This window comes from Klebsiella sp. 64 (assembly GCF_018223915.1).
Classification (GTDB): Bacteria; Pseudomonadota; Gammaproteobacteria; order Enterobacterales; family Enterobacteriaceae; genus Klebsiella; species Klebsiella pneumoniae.
Genome location: NZ_JAGRQZ010000005.1, coordinates 1 through 22,810, shown reverse-complemented (window position 1 = coordinate 22,810; position 22,810 = coordinate 1). Strand labels below are relative to the sequence as shown.

The 22,810-nt window shown below is 61.5% G+C and carries 23 protein-coding genes; 12 read left to right on the top strand and 11 right to left on the bottom strand.

Annotated features, from left to right (window positions below; genetic code table 11):
• Positions 1 to 19: 19 nt before the first annotated feature.
• The gene (locus tag KHQ23_RS05745) at positions 20 to 718 is read right to left on the bottom strand and encodes a winged helix-turn-helix transcriptional regulator (protein ID WP_004151507.1); all 699 of its coding nucleotides are present in this window, start codon (positions 716 to 718) and stop codon (positions 20 to 22) included.
• A 372-nt stretch (positions 719 to 1,090) separates the two neighbouring features.
• Between KHQ23_RS05745 and KHQ23_RS05740 the strand changes: the two genes are divergently transcribed.
• The gene (locus KHQ23_RS05740) at positions 1,091 to 2,140 is read left to right on the top strand and encodes an NAD(P)-dependent alcohol dehydrogenase (protein ID WP_032435217.1); all 1,050 of its coding nucleotides are present in this window, start codon (positions 1,091 to 1,093) and stop codon (positions 2,138 to 2,140) included.
• On the opposite strand, the gene KHQ23_RS05735 is transcribed toward KHQ23_RS05740, so the two are convergent.
• Both KHQ23_RS05735 and KHQ23_RS05730 read right to left on the bottom strand, forming a co-directional pair.
• Positions 2,137 to 3,090, bottom strand: coding sequence for a GlxA family transcriptional regulator (locus KHQ23_RS05735; RefSeq protein WP_004145010.1), 954 nt, complete (start codon positions 3,088 to 3,090; stop codon positions 2,137 to 2,139). The two genes, KHQ23_RS05740 and KHQ23_RS05735, sit on opposite strands and share 4 nt — an antisense overlap.
• A gap of 21 nt (positions 3,091 to 3,111) precedes the next feature.
• The gene (locus KHQ23_RS05730) at positions 3,112 to 3,891 is read right to left on the bottom strand and encodes an MBL fold metallo-hydrolase (RefSeq protein WP_032435219.1); all 780 of its coding nucleotides are present in this window, start codon (positions 3,889 to 3,891) and stop codon (positions 3,112 to 3,114) included.
• 165 nt (positions 3,892 to 4,056) lie between these two features.
• Here KHQ23_RS05730 and KHQ23_RS05725 point away from each other — a divergent pair, with 165 nt between their 5' ends.
• The gene (locus KHQ23_RS05725; protein WP_002922970.1) at positions 4,057 to 4,617 is read left to right on the top strand and encodes an NUDIX domain-containing protein; all 561 of its coding nucleotides are present in this window, start codon (positions 4,057 to 4,059) and stop codon (positions 4,615 to 4,617) included.
• Here KHQ23_RS05725 and KHQ23_RS05720 read toward each other — a convergent pair.
• The 3 genes from KHQ23_RS05720 to KHQ23_RS05710 form a co-directional block, all read right to left on the bottom strand.
• Positions 4,607 to 5,461 carry a DMT family transporter gene (locus KHQ23_RS05720; RefSeq protein ID WP_032435222.1) on the bottom strand — a complete coding sequence of 285 codons (855 nt, stop codon included), beginning with the start codon at positions 5,459 to 5,461 and terminating at the stop codon, positions 4,607 to 4,609. The genes KHQ23_RS05725 and KHQ23_RS05720 overlap by 11 nt on opposite strands.
• A gap of 24 nt (positions 5,462 to 5,485) precedes the next feature.
• A complete protein-coding gene (gene nlpA / locus KHQ23_RS05715; RefSeq protein WP_023288082.1) occupies positions 5,486 to 6,295 on the bottom strand; it encodes a lipoprotein NlpA in 810 nt (269 codons plus the stop codon).
• A gap of 127 nt (positions 6,296 to 6,422) precedes the next feature.
• A complete protein-coding gene (locus KHQ23_RS05710; RefSeq protein WP_004150236.1) occupies positions 6,423 to 7,328 on the bottom strand; it encodes an AraC family transcriptional regulator in 906 nt (301 codons plus the stop codon).
• 116 nt (positions 7,329 to 7,444) lie between these two features.
• Here KHQ23_RS05710 and KHQ23_RS05705 point away from each other — a divergent pair, with 116 nt between their 5' ends.
• The gene (locus KHQ23_RS05705) at positions 7,445 to 7,981 is read left to right on the top strand and encodes a carboxymuconolactone decarboxylase family protein (RefSeq protein ID WP_073553727.1); all 537 of its coding nucleotides are present in this window, start codon (positions 7,445 to 7,447) and stop codon (positions 7,979 to 7,981) included.
• Positions 7,982 to 8,001: 20 nt separating this feature from the next.
• Here the strand turns inward: KHQ23_RS05705 and KHQ23_RS05700 are convergent, their stop codons facing one another.
• Both KHQ23_RS05700 and KHQ23_RS05695 read right to left on the bottom strand, forming a co-directional pair.
• Positions 8,002 to 8,472: a nuclear transport factor 2 family protein gene (locus KHQ23_RS05700; RefSeq protein ID WP_016529674.1), complete on the bottom strand. Its 471-nt coding sequence runs from the start codon at positions 8,470 to 8,472 to the stop codon at positions 8,002 to 8,004.
• Positions 8,473 to 8,474: 2 nt separating this feature from the next.
• Positions 8,475 to 9,101: a pyridoxamine 5'-phosphate oxidase family protein gene (locus KHQ23_RS05695; RefSeq protein ID WP_009483944.1), complete on the bottom strand. Its 627-nt coding sequence runs from the start codon at positions 9,099 to 9,101 to the stop codon at positions 8,475 to 8,477.
• Positions 9,102 to 9,139: 38 nt separating this feature from the next.
• On the opposite strand from KHQ23_RS05695, the gene KHQ23_RS05690 reads away from it, so the two are divergent.
• The gene (locus KHQ23_RS05690) at positions 9,140 to 10,111 is read left to right on the top strand and encodes a LysR family transcriptional regulator (RefSeq protein WP_073553728.1); all 972 of its coding nucleotides are present in this window, start codon (positions 9,140 to 9,142) and stop codon (positions 10,109 to 10,111) included.
• On the opposite strand, the gene KHQ23_RS05685 is transcribed toward KHQ23_RS05690, so the two are convergent.
• Positions 10,108 to 11,601, bottom strand: a complete 1,494-nt coding sequence (locus KHQ23_RS05685; protein ID WP_017880064.1) for an MDR family MFS transporter — start codon at positions 11,599 to 11,601, stop codon at positions 10,108 to 10,110. The genes KHQ23_RS05690 and KHQ23_RS05685 overlap by 4 nt on opposite strands.
• Positions 11,602 to 11,681: 80 nt before the next feature.
• Between KHQ23_RS05685 and KHQ23_RS05680 the strand changes: the two genes are divergently transcribed.
• Positions 11,682 to 12,329 (top strand): TetR/AcrR family transcriptional regulator, encoded by a 648-nt coding sequence (locus tag KHQ23_RS05680; protein ID WP_004901490.1) that lies wholly within the window; start codon positions 11,682 to 11,684, stop codon positions 12,327 to 12,329.
• A gap of 648 nt (positions 12,330 to 12,977) precedes the next feature.
• On the opposite strand, the gene KHQ23_RS05675 is transcribed toward KHQ23_RS05680, so the two are convergent.
• Entirely contained in the window at positions 12,978 to 13,367 is a 390-nt protein-coding gene (locus tag KHQ23_RS05675; protein WP_047694011.1) for a GNAT family N-acetyltransferase, read from the bottom strand.
• Here KHQ23_RS05675 and KHQ23_RS05670 point away from each other — a divergent pair.
• Positions 13,342 to 13,458: a hypothetical protein gene (locus KHQ23_RS05670; RefSeq protein ID WP_014343452.1), complete on the top strand. Its 117-nt coding sequence runs from the start codon at positions 13,342 to 13,344 to the stop codon at positions 13,456 to 13,458. The two genes, KHQ23_RS05675 and KHQ23_RS05670, sit on opposite strands and share 26 nt — an antisense overlap.
• On the opposite strand, the gene KHQ23_RS05665 is transcribed toward KHQ23_RS05670, so the two are convergent.
• On the bottom strand, positions 13,418 to 13,540 hold the full coding sequence (locus tag KHQ23_RS05665) for a hypothetical protein (protein WP_004150240.1): 123 nt from the start codon (positions 13,538 to 13,540) through the stop codon (positions 13,418 to 13,420). The genes KHQ23_RS05670 and KHQ23_RS05665 overlap by 41 nt on opposite strands.
• A gap of 206 nt (positions 13,541 to 13,746) precedes the next feature.
• Between KHQ23_RS05665 and eefA the strand changes: the two genes are divergently transcribed.
• The 6 genes from eefA to murP all read left to right on the top strand — a co-directional run.
• On the top strand, positions 13,747 to 14,871 hold the full coding sequence (gene eefA, locus KHQ23_RS05660) for a multidrug efflux RND transporter periplasmic adaptor subunit EefA (protein ID WP_009308816.1): 1,125 nt from the start codon (positions 13,747 to 13,749) through the stop codon (positions 14,869 to 14,871).
• Positions 14,871 to 17,978: a multidrug efflux RND transporter permease subunit EefB gene (gene eefB, locus KHQ23_RS05655; RefSeq protein WP_032435228.1), complete on the top strand. Its 3,108-nt coding sequence runs from the start codon at positions 14,871 to 14,873 to the stop codon at positions 17,976 to 17,978. Before eefA ends, eefB begins: the two co-directional genes overlap by 1 nt.
• Positions 17,979 to 17,981: 3 nt before the next feature.
• On the top strand, positions 17,982 to 19,346 hold the full coding sequence (gene eefC / locus KHQ23_RS05650) for a multidrug efflux RND transporter outer membrane subunit EefC (protein ID WP_032435230.1): 1,365 nt from the start codon (positions 17,982 to 17,984) through the stop codon (positions 19,344 to 19,346).
• Positions 19,347 to 19,391: 45 nt separating this feature from the next.
• Positions 19,392 to 20,555, top strand: a complete 1,164-nt coding sequence (locus tag KHQ23_RS05645; protein WP_032435232.1) for a multidrug effflux MFS transporter — start codon at positions 19,392 to 19,394, stop codon at positions 20,553 to 20,555.
• 162 nt (positions 20,556 to 20,717) lie between these two features.
• Entirely contained in the window at positions 20,718 to 21,620 is a 903-nt protein-coding gene (murQ, locus tag KHQ23_RS05640) for an N-acetylmuramic acid 6-phosphate etherase (protein WP_002923109.1), read from the top strand.
• A 24-nt stretch (positions 21,621 to 21,644) separates the two neighbouring features.
• A partial coding sequence (gene murP, locus KHQ23_RS05635; protein WP_211777048.1) for a PTS N-acetylmuramic acid transporter subunit IIBC occupies positions 21,645 to 22,810 on the top strand: 1,166 nt, incomplete at its 3' end.

The window sequence follows — 22,810 nt, the reverse complement described above, 5'->3', positions numbered from 1 at the left end:
GCCCCTCCGCCGCGCGGGTTTAAAAGTGGGCGGGAAGCGTGCGGGTTATCTTTTCCAGCACCCCGCGATGGACCGTAATGTAACCACCTTTGCGCAGCTCTGCCAGAATCGACATAACACGGCTGCGCGACAGGTTGGTGCGGCGCTGTATAAAGCTTAACGCATTAATTTGGCGACGATACTCCTCCGGGTAGTCCGCCAGCTCTGTTAGTAGGGTTCGCACCATCGGATAAGAATCCACCCCCACCATCTCCTGCGAACGCATGCTCAACACCATCAGCCGCTGCGCCAGAACATGGGCCATCTCCTGCCACAGGTTTTGCGCATTGAGGATCTCGACCGCGGCCTGGTGTCCTATCCAGCGTCCGCGCAAATCTGTCTCAGCAAACAGAGAGCAGTGGTGTTTTTCCGGAATACCGTTAAAGACGCCGTAACCATCGATTAATCCCAATAGCGAAGGGGCAAATATCGTTGATATCACCATGTTGTTTTCCGCATGGCATAGCGAGGCAATCCCCTCTTCGAGCAGAATTAATCCGGATTCAGCCTGGGTCGGCGGAAAACGATAATAGGTCGATCGCGGCAGCGCAAAGGGTGAGCTGGCGGGCAGGAACGCAGATAACAGGGATTCCACCGCGAATAACGGCTTTGTCTGTCTTCCGTAGTAAAAAGACGGTAACGCCTGGTCAGTAGAGAGGCTGGCTGCAGGGATCGACATGGTTTTTATGCCATCAGGTCAGGTTGAAAAAGTGATTCGTTGAGAATAATAGTATCAACAGGTGAAATAACGAATAAAAGACAAGACGTTACGGGGATAAAAAGAGTGTAAGCATCATTATCTGCAATAACTATTTATCTCTATTCTACAGGAATAAATAATACTATATGCCGTAAATACCTATAAGGCTTAGCGGCGATAAAGATAAGGCCATCTTATTATTTACTGCGCTGGTTAAGGCCGCGCCTGAGGGTTTCTCTACCGCTTTCCCCCTCGCATCTCGGCCAGTCCAGGCTACGCTTATCGATGCCACTGACCACCCGCATTCCCCTCCCGTTCTATTGAGTCCATTCATCAAGAAGAGGTTTCGCTATGCTGATCAACGCTATTGGTACCTACTCCGCCAGCCAGCCGCTGGAATCAATGGCCATCACCCGCCGCGACCCGGGGCCGCAGGATGTACAGATCGCCATCGCTTACTGCGGCGTCTGCCACTCCGATCTCCACCAGGCGCGATCGGAATGGGCGGGAACGCTGTATCCCTGCGTGCCGGGGCATGAAATTGTGGGTCGGGTGACCGCGGTCGGCAACGCCGTCTCGCGCTACGCCGTTGGCGATCTGGTGGGCGTCGGCTGTATGGTCGATAGCTGTCAACAGTGCGAAGAGTGCGCTGAGGGACTGGAGAACTACTGCGACCATATGGTGCTGACCTATAACGGCCCGACCCAGGACGCGCCGGGACACACGCTTGGCGGTTATTCACAGCAGATCGTGGTCAATGAACGCTACGTGCTGCGGATAACCCATCCCGAAGCGCAGCTGGCCGCCGTCGCGCCGCTGCTGTGCGCCGGGATCACGACATACTCGCCGCTGCGCCACTGGCACGTCGGGCCGGGTAAAAAAGTCGGCGTGGTCGGCATCGGCGGCCTCGGGCATATGGGGATCAAGTTGGCCCACGCCATGGGGGCCCACGTGGTGGCCTTTACCACCTCCGAATCCAAGCGTAATGCGGCCAGAGCGCTGGGCGCCGATGACGTAGTGGTGTCGCGCAATGAAGACGAAATGGCGGCCCACGTCAAAAGCTTCGATTTCATCCTCAACACCGTGGCGGCGCCGCACAATCTCGATGCCTTCACCACGCTGCTGAAACGTGATGGCACCATGACGCTGGTTGGCGCCCCGGCCACGCCGCATCCGTCGTCGGAAGTGTTCAATCTGATCTTCCGCCGCCGGTCGATTGCCGGCTCGATGATCGGCGGTATTCCGGAAACTCAGGAGATGCTCGACTTCTGCGCCGAACACGGCATCGTCGCCGATATCGAACTGATCCGCGGCGATGAGATCAACGAAGCCTGGGAAAGAATGGTCAAGGGTGACGTGAAATACCGCTTCGTGATCGACAGTGCGACCCTCGCCGGCTAAGCGCCGCGACGAAAGGTACGCCGCCATTCCGTCGGGCTGACGCCAAAGCGCGCTTTAAACTGCTGGCGCCAGGTGACCGCTGAAAGATAGCCCACCGCCTCCGCCACCTGCTCGACCGGCAGATCGCCCGCCTCAAGCAGAGTCTGGCTGCGGCGCAGACGTTCGGCGGTCAGCCAGTCGGTAATGCTCATCCCGGTTGCCCGGGCGAAGTGGCGGGTCAGGGTACGGCGGCTCATCGCCACCACCCGGGCCAGCGAATCGAGACTGTGCGGCTCGGCAATATGCTGCTGCAGATAATCCAGCAGGCAGTTGATTCGCGCATCGCGGGTGTTTTTCGGCACCGGCTGGGCGATAAACTGCGCCTGGCCGCCCTCGCGGTGCGGCGAAACAATCATCCGCCGGGCGATCTGGTTGGCCGCGAGGCTGCCGAAACGCTGGCGGATGATGTAGAGGCAACAGTCCAGCGCCGCCGCGGTGCCCGCCGAAGTAATGATCCGCTGGTCGTCGACGTACAGGGCGTTGATATCCAGCTGCACCTGCGGAAACCGGCGCTGGAAATCCTGCTCGAACTCCCAGTGAGTCGCCGCTCGCCTGCCGTCCAGCAGCCCGGCGTAGCCGAGGACGAACGCGCCGAGGCACAGGCCGACAATCTCCGCGCCGTTATCCCGGGCCCGCACCAGGCTATCAAGCAGCGCCTGCGGCGGACGTCGATCGACCTCGCCCCAGTAAGGCACCACCACGATATCCGCCTGTTCCAGCGCGGCATAATCGCCGGTGGCGTACAGCGCAAAACCATCGCGGGCGCGCAGCAGCCCCGGCCGCTCGGCGCAAATGTGCAGATTAAAGCGTTTGATTTCCGAAACCGAATCGCCAAACAGCATGCAGGGGACGGCGTAGTGAAACGGGCTAAAGCCCTCTACAGCGACAATCGCCACGTCGGTGAGTTTCATCGTCCCTTCCCCTTACGCATGTTAATAAACGACGGTTTCTCCATCCTGCGGGATAGAAACCACATCGGCAATCTGATTATCCAGCGCATACTGGCGCATCTCTTCCCGACTCACCAGGCAGTGGTTGACCGCCTCGAGGTGGATAGCCATGATTTTTGCTTCCGGCAGGGTGAAGTGCACGTTCAGGAGATCTTCCTTGCCCATGATAATCGGGCCAAAGCCGATGACGTGGGCGTAGCCGGCGTTGAGGACCACCACGTCCGGGCGCAGCTTCAGCAGGTCGGCTGCAATGTCATCGCGCCAGATAGTATCCCCCACCAGCCACAGCGTCTTCTCCTGCGGATGGCGAAACACCACGCCGCAGGCCTCGCCCAGGCGTTCAGCCATCGCCGGCACCGCGTAGGTGCGGTCGCTGCCATGCTGCCCGGAGGTGGTTTTCAGCAGACGCACGCCGGCAAATTCGCTGTCTGACGACAGCAGGCGCAGATCCTGAAATCCCTGGCTGCGCAGCAGCGCGGCGTCGGCCTCATGCTGGACGAACACCGGCAGGGTTTTCGGGATCGCGGCGATCGCTGCCGCGTCCCAGTGATCGTCATGGGTGTGGGTGACGATCACCGCATCAACATCGACAATTTTATCGCGGGAAAACGGCAGCTCAACCAGCGGATTGCGCAGTTCGCTGCGCGCGGTGCCCGGAAAACCCGGCCAGGCGCCTTTGTCCGCCAGCATCGGATCGATGAGAAATCTTTTCCCGGCGTAGTCAATAATCTGGGTCGCATTACGGATGTGGGTGATGTTCATGTTGGCGTTCCTCTGGGGTCATCTGACGAACATCGTACTGAGTCCCCGCCTGGCTCAACAGGGGCGTTTGGGCAATGATCGATGAAATCGGGCCAACCTGCGGCGGTTGCCATCCGCCTCCGGCTATGTTGTTCTTAAGGCTCAATTTTTGACAGGAGTGGCAGGATGAAAAAGAAACTGACCGCCGCCGATATGCACGACCCGCAGGTCATCGCCGAGACGCCGTGGTTCAGCATGCGTAAGGTGGGTATTGATGTTGCCCCCGGCGAACGCCGCGACTTTTATTCCATTCATTACCCGCGCCCGGCGGTGGGGATTGTGGCCATCCAGGATGAGAAGGTGCTGCTGATTCGCCACTACCGCTACCTGATCGATAAGGTGGTGTGGGCGATACCCTCTGGCGGCGTCGATGAAGAGGAAGACCCGGCGGTCGCCGCGCTGCGCGAGCTGCGGGAAGAGACCGGCTGGCAGGCGCAACGCGTTGAGGAGATCATTCGCTTTAACCCCTCCTACGGCAGCAGCGATCAGCTGTTTATCACCTGGCTGGCCACCGGTTTACGCTGGGTGGGGATGGATGCAGATCAGGATGAGGTGATGGAGACCGGCTGGTTTACCTTCGACGAGATAAACCAGCTGATCGCCCGCGGCGAGATGCCGGACGGGCTGTCGCTGGTGCCGCTGCTGCAGCTGATGGCGCAGCGGCGAAGCGGCTCGCTTACGGCTTAAGCATCCGCCAGCGGAACCACAGCTGGGCCACGAGGATCAGCACGCCGCCGATAATCTTCTGCAGCGGCAGCTGTTCGCCGTACCACAGCGCGGCGGCAATGACCGTCAGCAGCGGTTCGAGCACCATGATGATCGCCGCGCTGGCCACCGCCGCGTACTTCTGCCCCTTCATCTGCAGACCGAAGCGCAGGCTGGTGGCGATGACAATACTGGCCACCAGCCAGCCGAGAGTCGGCAGGGTCATCGGCTGGTCCCAGCGTTCAACGGCAGCGGAGATGGTCAACCCGACGATACCGGTGATCGCCAGCTGCACGGTGGTCAGGGGGATCAGCGGTACTTCACGCGTGCAGCGGCTGGTGTAACAGAACCAGATCGACTGCACCAGCGCCGTCAGCAAAAACCAGCCCTGGCTGGGGTGGAAGGCTATCGGCATATGCAGACTGAGCAGCCCCAGGCCAACCACCGCGATCGGCAGGCACTCCCACCAGGCGCGCGGCGGGCGCACCTTCATCATCACCCACGCGGTCAGCGGGACGAACATCATCGACAGGCTCATGATAAACGCCCCTTCGCCGAGCGACGCCGTCGTGGAGACCGAATAGATCCACAGGCAGAGGTTGAGCGCAAACCAGAGTCCGCTGATGATGAGTTTTGGCCAGTGCTGCTTTTGCGGGCGAAAACCGCGGCAGAACGGCAGCAGAAGCAGCGCGGCGAAGAAAAAACGCAGCCCAAGAAACGCGAACACCGGCATGCCGGCGATCGCCTCGCGGGAAAATATCCAGCCGCAGGCGGCAATCACCGTCGCGGCAATCAGCAGCAGGTCAGCCTGCCGTTGGCGTACCATACGCGCCTCTCCCTGTGTGTTGGCTTACCAGCCAGGCACCGCGCCGCCGTTGAAGATAGTCTCTGCCGCCTTCGCCACCTCCGGCGACTGGTACGACTGCATAAACTCCTTCACGTTTTCCGCGTCTTTATTGTCTTCCCGGGTCACGATGATGTTCACGTAGGGCGAGTTTTTATCTTCGATAAAGATGCCGTCACGAACCGGCGACAGCCCGGTTTGCTGCAGGTAGGTGGTGCTGATGATAGCCACGTCGACTTTGGGATCGTCGAGTACGCGCGGCAGTTGCGCCCCTTCCAGCTCCATGATCTTCAGGTTACGCGGGTTGTCGGTGATATCCACCGCCGTCGGCAGCAGGCCGGTCCCGGCTTTGAGGGTAATCAGCTTCTCTTTTTGCAGCAGCAGTAGCGCCCGCCCGAGGTTGGTCGGATCGTTGGGGATAGCGATCGTCGCGCCGTCTTTCAGTTCGGCGACTGACTTGATCTTGCGCGAATAGCCGGCCATCGGGAAGACGAAGGTATTCCCGACCGCCACCAGATGATAATTATGCGCTTTGTTGTCCTGCTCAAGGAAAGGCCGATGCTGGAAGACGTTGGCGTCCAGATCCCCGGCGTTGGTCGACTCGTTGGGCAGCAGTGAGCCGCTGAACCCCACCAGCTCGACCTCTAGACCGTACTTCTCTTTGGCCACCTTCTTCGCCACTTCCGCCACATCCTGCTCGGCGCCGTTAATCACACCGACCTTAATGTGCTTCGCTTCATTACCCTTTTGGTCGCAGCCGACCAGCGCCAGACCCGCCAGCATCACTGCGGCGGCGGCCCGTAAACGTAATCTCATCCTCTTCACCCTGTCTGTCCTGACTGTCATTGTTTTTTTCGTGCAAAACTATAGCGACTTTCGGGTCGGGTAATAAACAGCAAACCACGCAACTGGAAATAAAATCATCTTCGCGAAACGCGAGGCGCTAGCCCCGTCGCCACTCGCCCGGCGTCACGCCATAGCGCATTTTGAAGCGCTTCGAGAAGGACGCCAGCGACTGAAAGCCGCAGCGTTCGGCAATGACCTCGAGGTTGGTCTGACGCTCCAGGCGCAGAAGCCGGGCGGCCAGCGCCATTCGCAACTGCGACAGCCACGCCTGCGGCGTCAGGTGATAGACGCGGGCAAAATGACGGGCAAAGGTGGCCCGTGATAAAAACGCGCGGGCGGCCATACTCTCCAGCGTCCACGGCTGCTCCGGGGTCGCCATCACCGCCAGCACCGCCGGCATCAGGCGTTCATCGCTCATCAGGCGCAGCAGCCCGCCGGGCGGCTGTTGCTCGCCAAGCAGCATGCGCAGCAGGAGCACCAGCAGCGTATCGCCGAGGCTGCGCACGATAGCGCTGCCGCCGGGACGCTGCGCCAGGCTCTCGCGCACCAGTATATTAAGCAGCGCGTCCAGCTCCGGGCAGTCTTCACGCGCATCGGTATGGAGATGGATCAGCGTCGATGCTTCACTGAACAGCCAGCTGACGTGCGGACCAAAATAGAATTCGCCGCACAGCATCTCCAGCGCCCCCTCCGCCGGGCCGGCGCGCATTTCCGTCACCGTGCCGTTAAACCGGTGCGCCACCGGCAGCACCTGGCCCCACTCCACCAGGCTCTCCATCAGATGCGGCGAACCGTGCGGCAGGAGGACGACATCTCCCGCGCGCAGGTGATGAGTCTGGCCGCCGACGTTGAGCCGCCCCTCGCCGCGCAGCACCACGTGCCAGGGCACCACGCCGCTGCGCATTTGCTGGTGCCCGGCCTGCCAGCGGCCGCCGAAGCGACAGTGCAGGTTCACTTCGCAGCGCGGCGCCAGCAGCGCCAGCAGATGACTGAGACTGTCCATGCTTCTCCTGAGACGATAAGACAAAAAGGTGAGACGAAGACCGCCAGTCTAGCATGCGGCAAGCGCCTAAGATGACCCCATTGCCAACACACCCTCGATAACAACAGGAGTTAACCATGAGCCGTTTAGCAGATATCCGTGAACAAGACGCCACCGGCAAAGCCGCCGATATTTTCGCCGGGATCAAAAAAGCGATGGGCAAAGTGCCGAACGCCTACCTGACCATCGGCGGCCACTCGCCGGCGGCGCTGCAGCAGGCGCTGGCGCACAATGCGATGCTCCATAAAGGCAGCCTCAGCGCCCAACAGCTGGAAGCGATTAACCTGTCGGTCAGCGAAGCCACCGGCTGTGACTACTGTCTGGCCGCGCATACCCTGATGGCGAAAAAAGCCGGCTTCAGCAGCGAGCAGATCCACGCCCTGCGCCGCGGGGAGTATGCGGAAGAGGCGCAGCTTGATGCGCTGGTGAAATTCGCGCAGACCCTGGTGACCACCACCGGTACGCTGCCGGAAGCCGACGTCGCCGTGCTGCGCAACGCCGGTTTTAGCGACCAGCAGGTGATTGAGATTATCAGCGCCATCAGCGCCATCCTGTTCACCAACATGGTGAACCGGGTTAACGACACGGTAGTCGACTTCCCGAAAGCCGATTAATCCGTCGCGCAGCGCCGGTTTTACAGCCCCAGCTCGCTGAGCCCCGGATGATCGTCCGGGCGGCGCCCCTGGGGCCAGTGGAACAGGCGCTCGCTTTCGCTAATTGGCAGATCGTTGATGCAGGCGTAGCGCGTCTGCATCAGTCCATGCTTATCAAACTCCCAGTTCTCATTGCCATACGAGCGAAACCAGTTGCCGCTGTCGTCGCACCACTCATAGGCGAAGCGCACGGCAATGCGATTCTCCTGCCATGCCCACAGCTCCTTAATCAGCCGGTATTGCTGCTCCTTGCGCCATTTTCGCTGCAGGAACTCAACAATTTGCCCCCGACCGTGGACAAATTCGCTGCGGTTACGCCATTCGCTATCCACGGTGTAGGCCAGGGCGACTTTTTCCGCATCGCGGCTGTTCCAGCCATCTTCCGCGGCGCGGACCTTCTGGATAGCGCTGTCGCGGGTAAACGGCGGTAACGGGGGACGTTGTTCGGTCATGCTTACTCTCCTATACGGGCTAATTGCTGCTGCAGGCGCTGATTCTCCTGCTCCAGGTCATGAATACGTTGCTGCAGGTTCTGGCTGTACTCCGCCACCTGCTGCGCGCTGTAGCGCGGCGTAATGTGCTGCGGGCAGTTCCAGTCAAACGCCTGCAAATGAAAAAGAAACAGACGTTCAATGCGGGCGCGATAGTTGGCCGGCGCCACCTGCGCCAGCAGCTGCGGGTGGTCCTCTGCCGCCAGGACCTCGACGGTGGCGTAGATTTTCAGCCTGGCACGGCGCGGATAATCCATCAAAAACAGGCAGGCCCGGTCGCTGCCGCGCAGATTGCCGGTAGTAATGTACTGGCGGTTACCGCCGAAATCGGCCATCGCCAGGGTGGTGTCATCCAGCAGATGCAGAAACCCCGGCGGGCCGCCGCGATGCTGAATGTAGGGCCAGCCGCTCTGCGACACCGTCGCCAGATAAAAGCTGTCGCGGGTGGCGATCATCCCCGCTTCGCTGTCGCCGAAGCGGTCGGCCTGGCGGCGACTGCGCGGCGTTTGCCACAGCGAGTCGCTGCCCATTTCATGCTGCACATCCATCACGTCCGGGGTGATAGCGATATCGAGAAAGGTTGCTGCCATAGCGCCTCCTGTTGTCTGGCGCCATCATGGACTGTACTGTGAAGAATGATAATACGGGTAAAGTGGCAATCATCTTTCCGCAAAACGGGAGAATAATGGATCGATTAAGCGCGATGGCGCTGTTGGTGAAAGTGACCGAGCTGGGGAGCATGTCGGCGGCGGCGCGGGCGCTGAATATGCCGTTGACCACCGTCAGCCGCCATATTGGCGAACTGGAGAGCGCGCTGGGCGTACGCCTGCTGGCGCGAACCACCCGCAAACTGACGCTCACCGACGCCGGGGGCGATTATGTCGCCGCCGCGCGGCGGATCCTTGAGGAGGTGGAAAACGCCGAACGCCAGGCGACGGGCGAATATCAGGAACCGAAGGGCGAGCTGGTGATCTCCGCGCCGACGATGTTTGGACGCCAGCACGTTCTTCCGGTAATCAGTGAATTTATCGCCCGCTACCCGCTAATTCGCGTCCGTTTGCTGCTCAGCGATCGCAATGCCGACCTGGTGAGCGACCATGTCGATCTGGCGGTGCGGATTGGCGACCTGGCGGACAGCAGCATGGTGGCCACCCGCCTCGGCACCATGCGGATTGTGGCCTGCGCCCATCCGGCGCTGCTGGCGAAATACGGCGAGCCGCAGCGGCCGCGCGATCTGGCGGCGCTGCCGATCATCCGCATTGAATCGCCGATGCCTTATCGCGGCTGGCGCTTTCGCGCCGCTGAGCGCGAGGACCAGCTGATTAACCTGCCGCCGGTGCTATCCGTCACCACGCCAGAGAGCGCCGCCGATGCCGCGCGGCTGGGGGTGGGGGTGGCCCGCTTACTGCATTATCAGGCGCTGGATGGCCTGCGCCACGGGGAGCTCCGTCTGCTGCTGGAAAACGTCGAGCCGAATCCGGCGCCGGTCCATTTGCTGTATACCGCTCGGGATCTGGCGCCGCTTAAGCTGCGCAAATTTATCGATTTTGCCGCACCGGCGCTGCGTCAGGCACTGCTGCGCATCGCCGGGGCCGCTTAATGCGTCGCGGTTTTCAGCGGCGCCTCCTTTAACAGCCATGAGAGGACAAACGCCACCGCCATAATGCCGGCCGCCATCAGAAACGCCGCGTGGATCGCCGCGCCGAAGGCGTCGAGGTAGTCGAGGCGGATATCCGCGGGCAGGTGCTGGACCGCCACCGGATTCATTCCCGGCGGCAGCACCGCGCCTTCCGGCAGCAGTTGTTGCAGGTTGCTCTGCAGCACGTGCGTGAACACCGCGCCAAACAGCGCCACGCCGATGGAGCCGCCAATCGAGCGGAACAGGGTCACGCCGGAGGTGGCGACGCCGTACATCTGCGCCGGCATCGCATTCTGCACCGCCAGGACCAGCACCTGCATCACCAGCCCCAGACCCGCTCCCAGCACGCCGGTAAACAGGTACAGCTGCCACAGCGGCGAGTGAATGGTAATGCGGGTCAGCAGTACCATGCCGGTCACGCCGAGCAGGGTGCCGAGGATCGGAAACAGGCGATATTTACCGGTACGGCTGATAATCCGCCCGCTGATAATCGAGGTCAGCAGCAGGCCGCCCATCAGAGGGATCAGCTGTAGCCCGGCTTCGGTGGGCGTCGCCTCCTTCACCACCTGCAGATAGAGCGGCAGGAAGGTGACTGACCCGAACAGCGACATGCCGATGACGAAGCCGATCAGGCTGCACAGCAGGAAGCTGCGGTTGCGGAACAGCGCCAGCGGAATAATCGGCTCGGCGGCCATCCGTTCTTCGTAAATAAAGCCGATGATCCCCACGATGCCGAAGGCCAGAATGCACCACAGCTGCGGGTCATTCCACGCATGGACGCTGCCCCCTTCCGAGGTAAACAGGATGATGCACAGCAGCGCCATGCTGAGATAAATCGCCCCCAGCCAGTCAATCTGATGCTGGCTGCGTTTATTGCTGCTGTGGAATACCGCGCCGATCACCAGCAGCGCGAACAGGCCGAGCGGCAGGTTGATATAGAAGATCCAGCGCCAGGAGGCGTGCTGCACCAGAAAACCGCCGATCAGCGGGCCGATCACCGTCGCCAGGCCGAAAACGCCGCCGAACAGCCCCTGATAGCGGCCGCGGTTGGCGGGCGGGATGACGTCGGCGACCGCCGCCATGCTGATCACCATCAGGCCGCCGCCGCCGAGCCCCTGCAGGCCGCGCATCAGCACCAGTTGGGTCATATTCTGCGCCAGCCCGCAGAGCGCGGAGCCGACGAGAAACAGCCCAATCGCCACCTGCAGCACGATTTTGCGGCCGAACAGATCGCCAAATTTACCGTACAGCGGCACCGCGATGGTGGAGCTGAGGATATAGGCGGTGACCACCCAGGAAAGCTTGTCCAGCCCGCCCAGTTCGCCGACAATCGTCGGCAGCGCGGTGGAGACAATGGTCTGATCCAGCGCTGAAAGCAGCATCACCAGCAGCAATGCGCTGAACAGCAGGCGTATCGACTGCACCGGTGGGTTTGCGACTTGAGTAGTCATTACAACGCTCGCTTGAAATTAATTAAATGCATAATTAATATTTAGTGAAAGAATGAGTCGGGTCAAGAGATCGCCATATCATGACAGCACAAAAGGATCAGGATGCTCCCCGCCGCCCGGGTCGGCCGCGCGGTAAAAAACCGGGTACCGCCAACCGCGAACAGTTGATGGACATCGCCCTGACGCTGTTTGCCCGCGACGGGGCGGGCCGCGTATCGTTGAACGCCATCGCCAAAGAGGCCGGGGTGACGCCGGCGATGCTGCATTACTACTTCAGCTCGCGGGATGCGCTGGTGACTCAGCTGATTGAGGAGCGCTTTATGCCGCTGCGCAATCACATCAGCCGCATCTTTGTCGATCATCCACAGGACCCGGTGCTGGCGCTGACGATGATGGTCGAAACGCTGGGGCATATGGCGGAGAAAAACGCCTGGTTCGCGCCGCTGTGGATGCAGGAGATCATCGGCGAGATGCCGATTCTGCGCCAGCATATGGATGCCCGCTTCGGCGAGGAGCGTTTTCAGGTGATGCTGGAGACGGTGCATCGCTGGCAGCAGGAGGGGAAAATTAACCCGGCGCTGGCGCCGGAACTGCTGTTTACCACGGTGATTAGCCTGGTGCTGGTGCCATTTTCACGCATTCACAGCGATCCGCGTTTACAGGCGGTCAACCGTCAGACCATCGTCAGCCACGCGCTGGCGTTAATGGGCCACGGCGTTGGAGGTTAAGGCGTGGTTTTGACGCTTTTGTAGCCCGGATAAGGCGCCACGCGCCGCCATCCGGGAGTTTCCCTGCTCGCGCTACGCTTAGCAGGGCTACAACTTCTATGTTAATTCCCGGTAGATTGCGCTCCCGGTTGATCTTCTGCGCTATGTCTCTTATGCCGCAGGGAGCGCACAGGGGGCGGCCAGTCGCCGCCGCCCCCTGTACCCCCGGGCTCCGGCCAGCAAAATCGCCGCTACGCGGTCCCTTCGACTTATCCCTGCAGGCTTCGGGTCGGGCCGAGGCAGCGTCCGTGCAAAACACGGCCCTCAGCCCGCATCCATGCGGGCTGCCCCGGCCTTCCGGGAACGTCTCAGCGATTTTGAGGCCGCCAGCACCGGCAGTTTCAGTCGCGCAAGTGGGTATATCAACAACTGGTCGCACGACCCCCAGGACGGGTAAGGCAACAGCCGCCACCCGGCAAGAATACAGGTGCCGTGCCTGATATCCTGCCCGGCGGCGCTGCGCTTGCCGGTCCTGGGTGGGGCGAAACTACGGGAGGACTGTGTAGGCCGGATAAGGCATTTATGCCGCCATCCGGCACAACCACAGGTACGGTACCTGACCGCCCGGGGATACCAGGATCGTTACAGCGCCTTCGACAAATAGTGGCGCTACATGCCTGCGTGCGGGAAGTCGGGCAGCGACATCTGCAGCTGATAGCCTAATTTCTGATAAAACGGCAGCGCCTGGAAGCTAAAGGTATCCACCAGCAGATGGCTGCAGCCTTGCGCCTGCGCCTGCTGTTCCGCCTCCTGCATCAGCTCGCTCCCCAGCCCGCGCCCGCGCGTCGTCTCGCTAACCCACAGATACTCAATGCACAGCCAGTTGCCCTTGCGTTTGGCAATCAGCCCGCCCTGCATTACCCCTTGCGCATCGCGCGAGTAAATCCCCAGATCGCCAAACTGCGCCGCATCGAGATACTGCTGATTATACTGCCGCAGACCGGCAAACAATTCTTGTTGATCGTCGGGATTAATGCTTTTTGTAATGATTAGTGTCATTAACTATCTCCAGTATCGCGCTGCCGAATGGTTATTTTCCCTCTCCACTTTCACAAAATATTCTTATTTTCTCCATGATTATTTGCCTTAATTTTTTGCGTTCTAAAAGTAAGCAAAAAAACCTTTCCATTATCGCGACGGATCGTATAATGGGGAAAAATGAGAATGATCATTCTCACCACAAAACCAGAGGAGATGCGCTTTTCACCTCCTGAAGACCGAAGAGGTTGGCTTCAGCGGAGACACAATAACAATCACGTTCAGGAACATCTGTGTTCCTTTTTTGTCATTTTCGCTCACCCGAAAATGCCTCAGCGCCCAACCTATTCCCTCGTTTTTAAATAAACGGGGCGGACGTCTTATATCTTGAGAAAATATAATGAAATACATCATAGCTCCCATCGCGACAGCATTATTTCTCCTTAGCGGATGCGATAATGCGCAGACATCTGCTCCGCAGCAACCCACGCCGGAAGTGGGCGTGGTCACCCTGCAAAGCCAGCCGGTGCCGGTAGTCAGCCAGCTGACCGGCCGCACCACCGCCTCGCTCAGCGCCGAAGTTCGCCCGCAGGTGGGCGGCATCATCCAGAAACGCCTGTTTACCGAAGGCGATATGGTGAAGGCCGGGCAGGCCCTTTACCAGATCGATCCCTCCAGCTATCGCGCGACCTGGAACGAAGCGGCGGCGGCGCTGAAACAGTCCCAGGCGCTGGTGGTCTCCGATTGCCAGAAGGCCCAGCGCTACGCGTCGCTGGTCAGGGATAACGGCGTTTCCCGCCAGGATGCTGACGACGCCGCCTCCACCTGCGCCCAGGACAAGGCCAGCGTGGAATCGAAGAAAGCGGCGCTGGAGAGCGCGCGCATTAACCTGAACTGGACCACCGTCACCGCGCCGATTGCCGGGCGCATCGGCATCTCGTCGGTTACGCCGGGGGCGCTGGTCTCCGCCGATCAGGATACCGCGCTGGCGACGATCCGCGGGCTCGACACCATGTATGTTGATCTGACGCGATCCAGCGTCGATCTCCTGCGTTTACGCAAGCAAAGCCTGGCCAGCAACAGCGACACCCTCAGCGTGACGTTAACCCTGGAAGATGGCAGTACCTATCCCGAAAAAGGGCGTCTGGCGCTCACCGAAGTCGCCGTCGATGAATCTACCGGCTCGGTAACCCTGCGCGCTATCTTCCCCAACCCGCAGCACGTCCTGCTGCCGGGGATGTTCGTCCGCGCGCGCATCGATGAAGGCATCATGAACGACGCGATCCTCGCCCCGCAGCAGGGGATCACCCGCGATGCCAAAGGCGACGCCACGGCGCTGGTGGTCGATGCCGCCAACAAAGTTGAGCAGCGTACCGTGGAAACCGGCGACACCTATGGCGATAAATGGCTGGTGCTGAGCGGCCTGAAAGCGGGCGACAAGCTGATTGTCGAAGGCACCGGTAAAGTGGCCCCCGGACAGACAGTGAAGGCCGTCGCCGTCAACAATAACGGAGGCAACGCCTGATGTTCTCCCGTTTCTTCGTGCGTCGCCCGGTCTTTGCCTGGGTGATCGCCATTCTGATTATGCTCGCCGGGGTGCTGGCGATCCGCACGCTGCCGGTAGGCCAGTACCCGGACGTCGCCCCGCCGGCGGTGAAAATCTCCGCCACCTATACCGGGGCGTCCGCCGAAACCCTGGAGAACAGCGTCACCCAGGTCATCGAGCAGCAGCTCACCGGCCTCGACCATCTGCTCTACTTCAGCTCCACCAGCAGCGCCGACGGCTCGGTCAGCATCACCGTCACCTTTGAGCAGGGGACCGACCCGGACACCGCCCAGGTGCAGGTACAAAACAAAGTCCAGCAGGCGGAATCGCGGCTGCCGAGCGAAGTCCAGCAGTCCGGCGTAACGGTGGAAAAATCGCAGAGCAGCTTTCTGCTGATCCTTGCGGTGTATGACAAAACCAACCGCGCCACCAGCTCCGATATCTCCGACTGGCTGGTCAGCAATATGCAGGACCCGCTGGCGCGCGTGGAGGGCGTCGGCAGCCTGCAGGTATTCGGCGCCGAATACGCGATGCGCGTCTGGATGGACCCGACCAAACTCGCCTCCTACTCGCTGATGCCTTCCGACGTCCAGTCGGCGATTGAGGCGCAGAACGTGCAGGTTTCCGCCGGTAAAATCGGCGCGCTACCGTCGTCCAATGCCCAGCAATTAACCGCCACCGTGCGCGCGCAGTCCCGGCTGCAAACCCCTGACCAGTTCAAAGCGATCATCGTGAAAAGCCAGGCCGACGGCTCGGTGGTGCGCCTGAGCGATGTCGCGCGGGTGGAAATGGGTAGCGAGGATTACACCGCCACCGCCAATCTGAACGGCCACCCGGCCGCCGGGATCGCGGTGATGATGGCCCCCGGCGCCAACGCGCTGGACACCGCGACGCTGGTGAAAAGCAAAATCGCCGAATTCCAGCGTCAGATGCCGCAAGGTTACGATATTGCCTATCCGAAGGACAGCACCGAGTTCATCAAAATCTCGGTCGAGGACGTGATTCAGACCCTGTTCGAAGCGATTATCCTCGTAGTCTGCGTGATGTATCTGTTCCTGCAGAACTTCCGCGCGACGCTCATTCCGGCGGTGGCGGTGCCGGTGGTGCTGCTTGGCACCTTCGGGGTGCTGGCCCTGTTCGGCTACTCGATTAACACCCTGACGCTGTTCGCCATGGTGCTGGCGATCGGCCTGCTGGTGGATGACGCCATCGTGGTGGTGGAGAACGTGGAGCGCATTATGCGCGACGAAGGGCTCCCCGCTCGCGAAGCCACCGAAAAATCGATGGGCGAAATCTCCGGCGCGCTGGTGGCGATTGCCCTGGTGCTGTCGGCGGTGTTCCTGCCGATGGCCTTCTTCGGCGGTTCGACCGGGGTCATCTATCGCCAGTTCTCGGTAACCATTATCTCGGCGATGATGCTGTCGGTGGTGGTAGCGCTGACCCTCACCCCGGCGCTGTGCGGCGCGCTGCTCAGCCACTCCAAACCGCACACCAAAGGGTTCTTCGGCGCCTTTAACCGCCTGTGGGGGCGCACGGAGGCAGGCTACCAGCACCGCGTACTCGGCGGCCTGCGCCGGGGCGCAGTGATGATGGGCGCTTACGCGCTGATTTGCGGGGCGATGGCGCTGGCGATGTGGAAGCTGCCGGGCAGCTTCCTGCCGGTGGAGGACCAGGGGGAGATCATGGTCCAGTACACCCTGCCCGCCGGGGCGACGGCGGTGCGTACCGCCGAGGTGCGCCGCCAGGTCACCGACTGGTTCCTCACCAAAGAGAAAGCCAATACCGACGTCATTTTCACCGTCGACGGCTTCAGCTTTAGCGGCAGCGGGCAGAACGCCGGGATGGCCTTCGTGTCGCTGAAAAACTGGTCGCAGCGCAAAGGGGACGACAACACCGCCCAGGCCATCGCCCTGCGCGCCACCAAAGAGCTGGGGACGATCCGCGACGCCACCCTCTTCGCCATGACCCCGCCGTCGGTAGACGGTCTCGGGCAGAGCAACGGCTTCACCTTCGAACTGATGGCCAGCGGCGGTACCGACCGTGACAGCCTGATGAAGCTGCGCAGCCAGCTGCTGGCGGCGGCCAACCAGAGCAGCGAACTGCAGTCGGTGCGCGCTAACGACCTGCCGCAGATGCCGCAGCTGCAGGTGGATATCGACAGCAACAAAGCCGTCTCGCTGAGGCTGTCGCTGAGCGACGTGACCGATACGCTCTCCAGCGCCTGGGGCGGTACCTACGTGAATGACTTTATCGATCGCGGCCGGGTGAAGAAGGTCTATATCCAAGGCGAAAGCGACGCGCGCGCGGTGCCGTCGGACCTTGGCAAATGGTTCGTTCGCGGCAGCGATAACAGCATGACGCCGTTCTCCGCCTTCGCCACCACCCACTGGCAATACGGCCCGGAAAGCCTGGTGCGCTACAACGGCTCCGCCGCCTTTGAGATCCAGGGCGAAAACGCCGCCGGCTTCAGCTCCGGCGCGGCGATGGACAAGATGGAAAAGCTGGCCGACAGCCTGCCGGCGGGCTCCACCTGGGCGTGGAGCGGCATTTCGCTGCAGGAAAAGCTGGCCAGCGGCCAGGCGATGAGCCTGTACGCCATCTCGATTCTGGTGGTGTTCCTGTGCCTGGCGGCGCTGTATGAGAGCTGGTCGGTGCCGTTCTCGGTGATCATGGTCATCCCGCTCGGCCTGCTTGGCGCGGCGCTGGCGGCGACGCTGCGCGGCTTAAGCAACGACGTCTACTTCCAGGTGGCGCTGCTGACCACCATCGGCCTGTCGTCGAAAAACGCCATCCTGATCGTGGAGTTCGCTGAATCCGCCGTGGATGAGGGGTATTCGCTCTCCCGGGCGGCGATCCGCGCCGCGCAGACTCGCCTGCGCCCGATTGTCATGACCTCGCTGGCGTTTATCGCCGGGGTGCTGCCGCTGGCCATCGCCACCGGCGCCGGAGCCAACAGCCGCGTGGCGATCGGCACCGGGATTATCGGCGGCACCCTGACGGCCACCCTGCTGGCGGTGTTCTTCGTACCGCTGTTCTTCGTGCTGGTGAAACGTCTCTTCACCCGCCAACGTCCTTCTCAGGAGTAAGGTATGTTTCGTTTGAGTTTTATGTTTATCGCGCTCCTGACCGCGGGCTGCGTCTCGCTTGACCCGCATTATGATCGCCCGGCCGCGCCGGTGCCGGCCACCCTGCCCGGGGCGCACGGCGAATCGACGGCGGTGGTCGGCGACTGGCAGAAAGTGGTCAATGACGCGCGGCTGAAAAAAGTGGTCAGCATCGCGCTGAACAGCAACCGCGATGTGCAAAAGGCGCTGGCCGATATCGAGGCCGCGCGCGCCCAGTATGGCGAAACGCGGGCATCGCTGTTTCCCACCGTTGATGCCGAACTGAGCCACACCCGCAGCAAAACGGTGGCCAGTGGCCTGAGCTCCGCTTCACAGGCCGACGGCGCGGTCTCCAGCTTCGAACTGGACTTGTTCGGCAAGAACCAGAGCCTGTCGCGCGCGGCGCGCGAAACCTGGCTTGCCAGCGAATTCACCGCGCAGAATACCCGGCTGACGATGATTGCCGATTTGACCACCGCCTGGGTGACGCTGGCGACGGATAACAGCAATCTGGCGCTGGCGCAGCAGACCATGGACAGCGCGGCAAACTCGCGCAACATCGTCGCCCGCCAGATGGCGGTTGGCACCGCCTCCGCGGGTGATTTAAGCTCGGCGGAAAGCGTCTATCAGCAGGCGCGCGCCAGCGTCGCCAGCTATCGCACGCTGGTGGCGCAGGATAAAAACGTCATTAACCTGCTGGCGGGGGAAACCGTGCCGGAGAGCCTGCTGCCCGGCACTCTCGAGAGTCTCGGGGATAACAGCATCGCGCTGGTGCCGGCGGGCGTGTCGTCGTCGGTGCTGCTGCGTCGGCCGGACATTCAGGAAGCGGAGCACAATCTGAAGAGCGCCAATGCCGATATCGGCGCGGCGCGGGCGAACTTCTTCCCGTCGATTTCCCTGACCGCCAGCGCCGGGGTCGGCAGCGACTCGCTGTCGTCGCTGTTCAGCCACGGGATGCAGGTGTGGTCGTTCGCCCCCTCCATCAGCCTGCCGCTGTTCACCGGCGGCAGCAACCTGGCGCAGCTGCGCTATGCGGAAGCGGAGAAAAAGGGGCTGATCGCCACCTACGAGAAATCGATTCAGAGCGCGTTTAAGGACGTTGCCGATGCGCTGGCGCGCCGGGAAACGCTGAGCGAAGAGCTTGATGCTCAGCGGCAGTATGTCGCCGCCGAGCAGACATCGCTGGATATCGCGATGAAGAGCTATCAGGCCGGGGTCGGCGATTATCTGTCGGTGCTCACCGCTCAGCGCACGCTGTGGTCGGCGAAAACGACGCTGCTGTCCCTGCAGCAGACCGACCTCAATAACCGGATCACCCTCTGGCAGTCGCTGGGCGGCGGCGCCAGTTAAACTTACCCGCCGGGCGACCGAGCCCGGCCTCTACAAGGAATCGTTATGGCACGTGTTTCCCTCTCCTGGGCGCTGATCCTCGGCCTGCTGTCGGGTATCGGCCCGCTGTGCACGGATTTTTATCTACCGGCGCTGCCGGAGATCACTCAGCAGCTGCAGGCCACCAGCACCCAGACCCAGCTGTCGTTGACCGCCGCGCTGATTGGTCTCGGCCTGGGTCAGCTGTTTTTCGGCCCGCTGAGCGACCGCATTGGCCGCCTGAAACCGCTGGCGCTGTCGCTGCTGCTGTTTATCTTCTCTTCGGCGATGTGCGCCCTGACCCGCGATATCAACATGCTGATTGTCTGGCGCTTTTTACAAGGCTTTGCCGGCGCCGGCGGCTCGGTGCTGTCGCGATCCATCGCCCGCGATAAATACCAGGGCACCCTGCTGACCCAGTTTTTCGCCCTGCTGATGACCGTGAACGGCATTGCGCCGGTGCTGTCCCCGGTGCTGGGCGGCTACGTTATCACCGCCTTCGACTGGCGAATTCTCTTCTGGACGATGGCCGCCATTGGCGGCGTGCTGCTGGTGATGAGCCTGGCGATCCTGCGGGAAACGCGGCCGGCCACAGCGGCGCATGCCGCCCGCCAGCAACGCGGCCAGCCGGTGCTGAAAAATCGCCGCTTTCTGCGCTTCTGCCTGATCCAGGCCTTTATGATGGCCGGGCTGTTCTCCTACATCGGCTCTTCTTCCTTCGTGATGCAGAGCGAATACGGCATGAGCGCCATGCAGTTCAGTCTGCTGTTCGGTCTGAACGGTATCGGGCTGATCATCGCCGCGATGATCTTTTCCCGTCTGGCGCGCCGCTTTAGCGCCGAAAGCCTGCTGCGCGGCGGCCTGACGCTGGCCGTGAGCTGTGCGGCGATCATGCTGCTGTTTGCCTGGCTGCATCTGCCGGTGCTGGCGCTGGTCGGCCTGTTCTTTACCGTGTCGCTGATGAGCGGCATCAGCACCGTCGCCGGCGCGGAGGCGATGAGCGCCGTCGACGCCGCGCAGTCCGGGACCGCGTCCGCGCTGATGGGCACCCTGATGTTTGTCTTCGGCGGCATCGCCGCGCCGCTGGCGGGTCTCGGCGGCGAAACAATGCTGAAAATGAGCCTCGCGATGGCCATCTGCTACCTGCTGGCGCTGCTGCTGGGCCTCAGCAAACCGCGCGACGCACGCTAATCTCCTGCTGCGGTAATAAAATATTCCAGATTTATTACCGCACTATTTCCCGCCATATCTACCATTCTCGTATTATTCTCCACGTACTAATCGTGATACTCTTCACAGGCAAGGAATAAATAATTCCTTATACTGCGCGCCACTGAGAATAACGAGGTTTCTATGAGTATCGACCTGAGCAAACTGCTGACCGAGCGACGTAACGCCAACAGCGCCAACATTGACACCCTCTCCACCCTCGAGATGCTGACGGTGATAAACCAGGAAGACCAGCAGGTAGCCCAGGCGATAACGCCCTATCTGCCGCAGATTGCCGAGGTGGTGGATAAGGTCGCGGCGGCGCTGCAGGCCGGTGGCCGCTTGATTTACATTGGCGCGGGTACCTCAGGGCGTCTGGGGATCCTCGATGCCAGTGAATGCCCGCCAACCTTCGGCACCCGCCCTGAGCAGGTGGTGGGGATCATCGCCGGCGGACATAAAGCGATTCTCAGCGCCGTGGAAAATGTGGAAGACAACAAAGCGCAGGGGGCGATGGATCTGCAGAACCTGAACTTCAGCAACCGCGATGTGCTGGTGGGGCTGGCGGCCAGCGGACGCACGCCGTACGTCATTGGCGCCATGGAATACGCCCATAGTCAGAATGCCTTTGTCGCCATCGTCAGCTGTAACCCGCATGGCGAAATGGCCCAGCTGGCGGACGTGGCGATCACACCGGTGGTCGGCCCGGAAGTGGTCACTGGCTCTACCCGCCTGAAAGCCGGCACCGCGCAGAAGCTGGTGCTGAACATGATCTCCACCGGGGCGATGATCCGCGTCGGCAAGGTGTACAGCAACCTGATGGTCGACGTCGAAGCGACCAACGCCAAGCTGATTGAGCGCCAGGTCTCTATCGTGATGGAGGCTACCGACTGCGATCGCGCCACCGCCCAGAAGGCGCTGGAGGCCTGCGGCCGCCACTGTAAAACGGCGATCGTGATGGTGCTGGCGGACTTAAGCGCCGCAGAGGCGCAGTCGCTGCTGGCGAAAAACAACGGCTATATCCGCAAGGCGCTCAGCAACACCTGAGCGCCGACAGACAGGTAACGGGCAATGGCAAAAATAACGAAAGAGATGATAGCGCGGATCCTCGCCCACGTGGGCGGCGCCGCAAACGTCGCGCAGGCGGGCAACTGCATGACGCGCCTGCGCTTGACCCTGCGCGATGAAAGTCTGGCCGACAGCGCCGCCATCCGCCAGATTGACGGCGTGATGGGGGTGATCGTCAGCGACGAGCAGTTCCAGGTGGTGCTCGGCCCCGGCAAGGCGCAAACCGCCGCCGAAATGATGAACGGCCTGCTGGAGGCGGCGCCCGCCGCCGCGCCGACGCTGGCCGACGTCGCGGCGGAGAAAAAGCAGGCGCTGAAGGGCAGGCAGACCAGCGCGGTGCAGAAGTTTCTCGCCAAATTCGCCACTATTTTTACGCCGCTGATCCCCGGCTTTATCGCCGTCGGGCTGCTGCTGGGCTTCGCCACCCTGGCGGAACAGGTTTTCGTACTGGAGAACGCCCATCCGAACGCCAGCCTGGTGGCGCTGATTGGCTATATGAAGGTCTTCAGCAAAGGGATGTTCACCTTTCTGAGTATCCTGATTGGCTATAACGCGCAGAAGGCGTTCGGCGGCTCCGGCGTGAACGGCGCGATTATCGCCTCGCTGTTCGTGCTGGGCTACAACCCGGAGGCAACCAGCGGCTTCTACGCCGGCATTTCCACCTTCTTCGGCCATGGCATCGATCCGCGCGGCAATATCATCGGCGTACTGATCGCCGCTATCCTTGGCGCGTGGGTTGAACGCCAGGTGCGGCGGGTGATGCCGGCCAACCTCGATATGATCCTCACTTCGGCGGTGACGCTGCTGATTATGGGCGCGGTGACCTTTACGGTGATTATGCCGATTGGCGGCTGGTTGTTTACCGGCATGTCGTGGCTGTTCCTGCATCTTAACGGCAACCCGTTTGGCTCGGCGGTGCTGGCCGGCCTGTTCCTGCTGGCGGTGATGTTCGGCGTCCATCAGGGGTTTGTCCCGGTCTATTTTGCGCTGGTGGACGCCCAGGGCTTTAACTCGCTGTTCCCGATCCTGGCGATGGCCGGGGCCGGGCAGGTGGGGGCGGCGCTGGCGCTGTTCTGGCGGGCGAAGCGCGATTCGCTGCTGCGAACCCAGATTAAAGGGGCGATTATTCCGGGCTTCCTCGGGATTGGCGAGCCGCTGATCTACGGCGT

Excerpts from the sequence above, each read along its gene's own strand:
- KHQ23_RS05745 (WP_004151507.1), bottom strand. The coding sequence starts at position 718 with ATGTCGATCCCTGCAGCCAGCCTCTCTACTGACCAGGCGTTACCGTCT.
- KHQ23_RS05740 (WP_032435217.1), top strand. The coding sequence starts at position 1,091 with ATGCTGATCAACGCTATTGGTACCTACTCCGCCAGCCAGCCGCTGGAA.
- KHQ23_RS05735 (WP_004145010.1), bottom strand. The coding sequence starts at position 3,090 with ATGAAACTCACCGACGTGGCGATTGTCGCTGTAGAGGGCTTTAGCCCG.
- KHQ23_RS05730 (WP_032435219.1), bottom strand. The coding sequence starts at position 3,891 with ATGAACATCACCCACATCCGTAATGCGACCCAGATTATTGACTACGCC.
- KHQ23_RS05725 (WP_002922970.1), top strand. The coding sequence starts at position 4,057 with ATGAAAAAGAAACTGACCGCCGCCGATATGCACGACCCGCAGGTCATC.
- KHQ23_RS05720 (WP_032435222.1), bottom strand. The coding sequence starts at position 5,461 with ATGGTACGCCAACGGCAGGCTGACCTGCTGCTGATTGCCGCGACGGTG.
- nlpA (WP_023288082.1), bottom strand. The coding sequence starts at position 6,295 with ATGAGATTACGTTTACGGGCCGCCGCCGCAGTGATGCTGGCGGGTCTG.
- KHQ23_RS05710 (WP_004150236.1), bottom strand. The coding sequence starts at position 7,328 with ATGGACAGTCTCAGTCATCTGCTGGCGCTGCTGGCGCCGCGCTGCGAA.
- KHQ23_RS05705 (WP_073553727.1), top strand. The coding sequence starts at position 7,445 with ATGAGCCGTTTAGCAGATATCCGTGAACAAGACGCCACCGGCAAAGCC.
- KHQ23_RS05700 (WP_016529674.1), bottom strand. The coding sequence starts at position 8,472 with ATGACCGAACAACGTCCCCCGTTACCGCCGTTTACCCGCGACAGCGCT.
- KHQ23_RS05695 (WP_009483944.1), bottom strand. The coding sequence starts at position 9,101 with ATGGCAGCAACCTTTCTCGATATCGCTATCACCCCGGACGTGATGGAT.
- KHQ23_RS05685 (WP_017880064.1), bottom strand. The coding sequence starts at position 11,601 with ATGACTACTCAAGTCGCAAACCCACCGGTGCAGTCGATACGCCTGCTG.
- KHQ23_RS05680 (WP_004901490.1), top strand. The coding sequence starts at position 11,682 with ATGACAGCACAAAAGGATCAGGATGCTCCCCGCCGCCCGGGTCGGCCG.
- KHQ23_RS05670 (WP_014343452.1), top strand. The coding sequence starts at position 13,342 with ATGCTTTTTGTAATGATTAGTGTCATTAACTATCTCCAGTATCGCGCT.
- KHQ23_RS05675 (WP_047694011.1), bottom strand. The coding sequence starts at position 13,367 with ATGACACTAATCATTACAAAAAGCATTAATCCCGACGATCAACAAGAA.
- KHQ23_RS05665 (WP_004150240.1), bottom strand. The coding sequence starts at position 13,540 with ATGATCATTCTCATTTTTCCCCATTATACGATCCGTCGCGATAATGGA.
- eefA (WP_009308816.1), top strand. The coding sequence starts at position 13,747 with ATGAAATACATCATAGCTCCCATCGCGACAGCATTATTTCTCCTTAGC.
- eefB (WP_032435228.1), top strand. The coding sequence starts at position 14,871 with ATGTTCTCCCGTTTCTTCGTGCGTCGCCCGGTCTTTGCCTGGGTGATC.
- eefC (WP_032435230.1), top strand. The coding sequence starts at position 17,982 with ATGTTTCGTTTGAGTTTTATGTTTATCGCGCTCCTGACCGCGGGCTGC.
- KHQ23_RS05645 (WP_032435232.1), top strand. The coding sequence starts at position 19,392 with ATGGCACGTGTTTCCCTCTCCTGGGCGCTGATCCTCGGCCTGCTGTCG.
- murQ (WP_002923109.1), top strand. The coding sequence starts at position 20,718 with ATGAGTATCGACCTGAGCAAACTGCTGACCGAGCGACGTAACGCCAAC.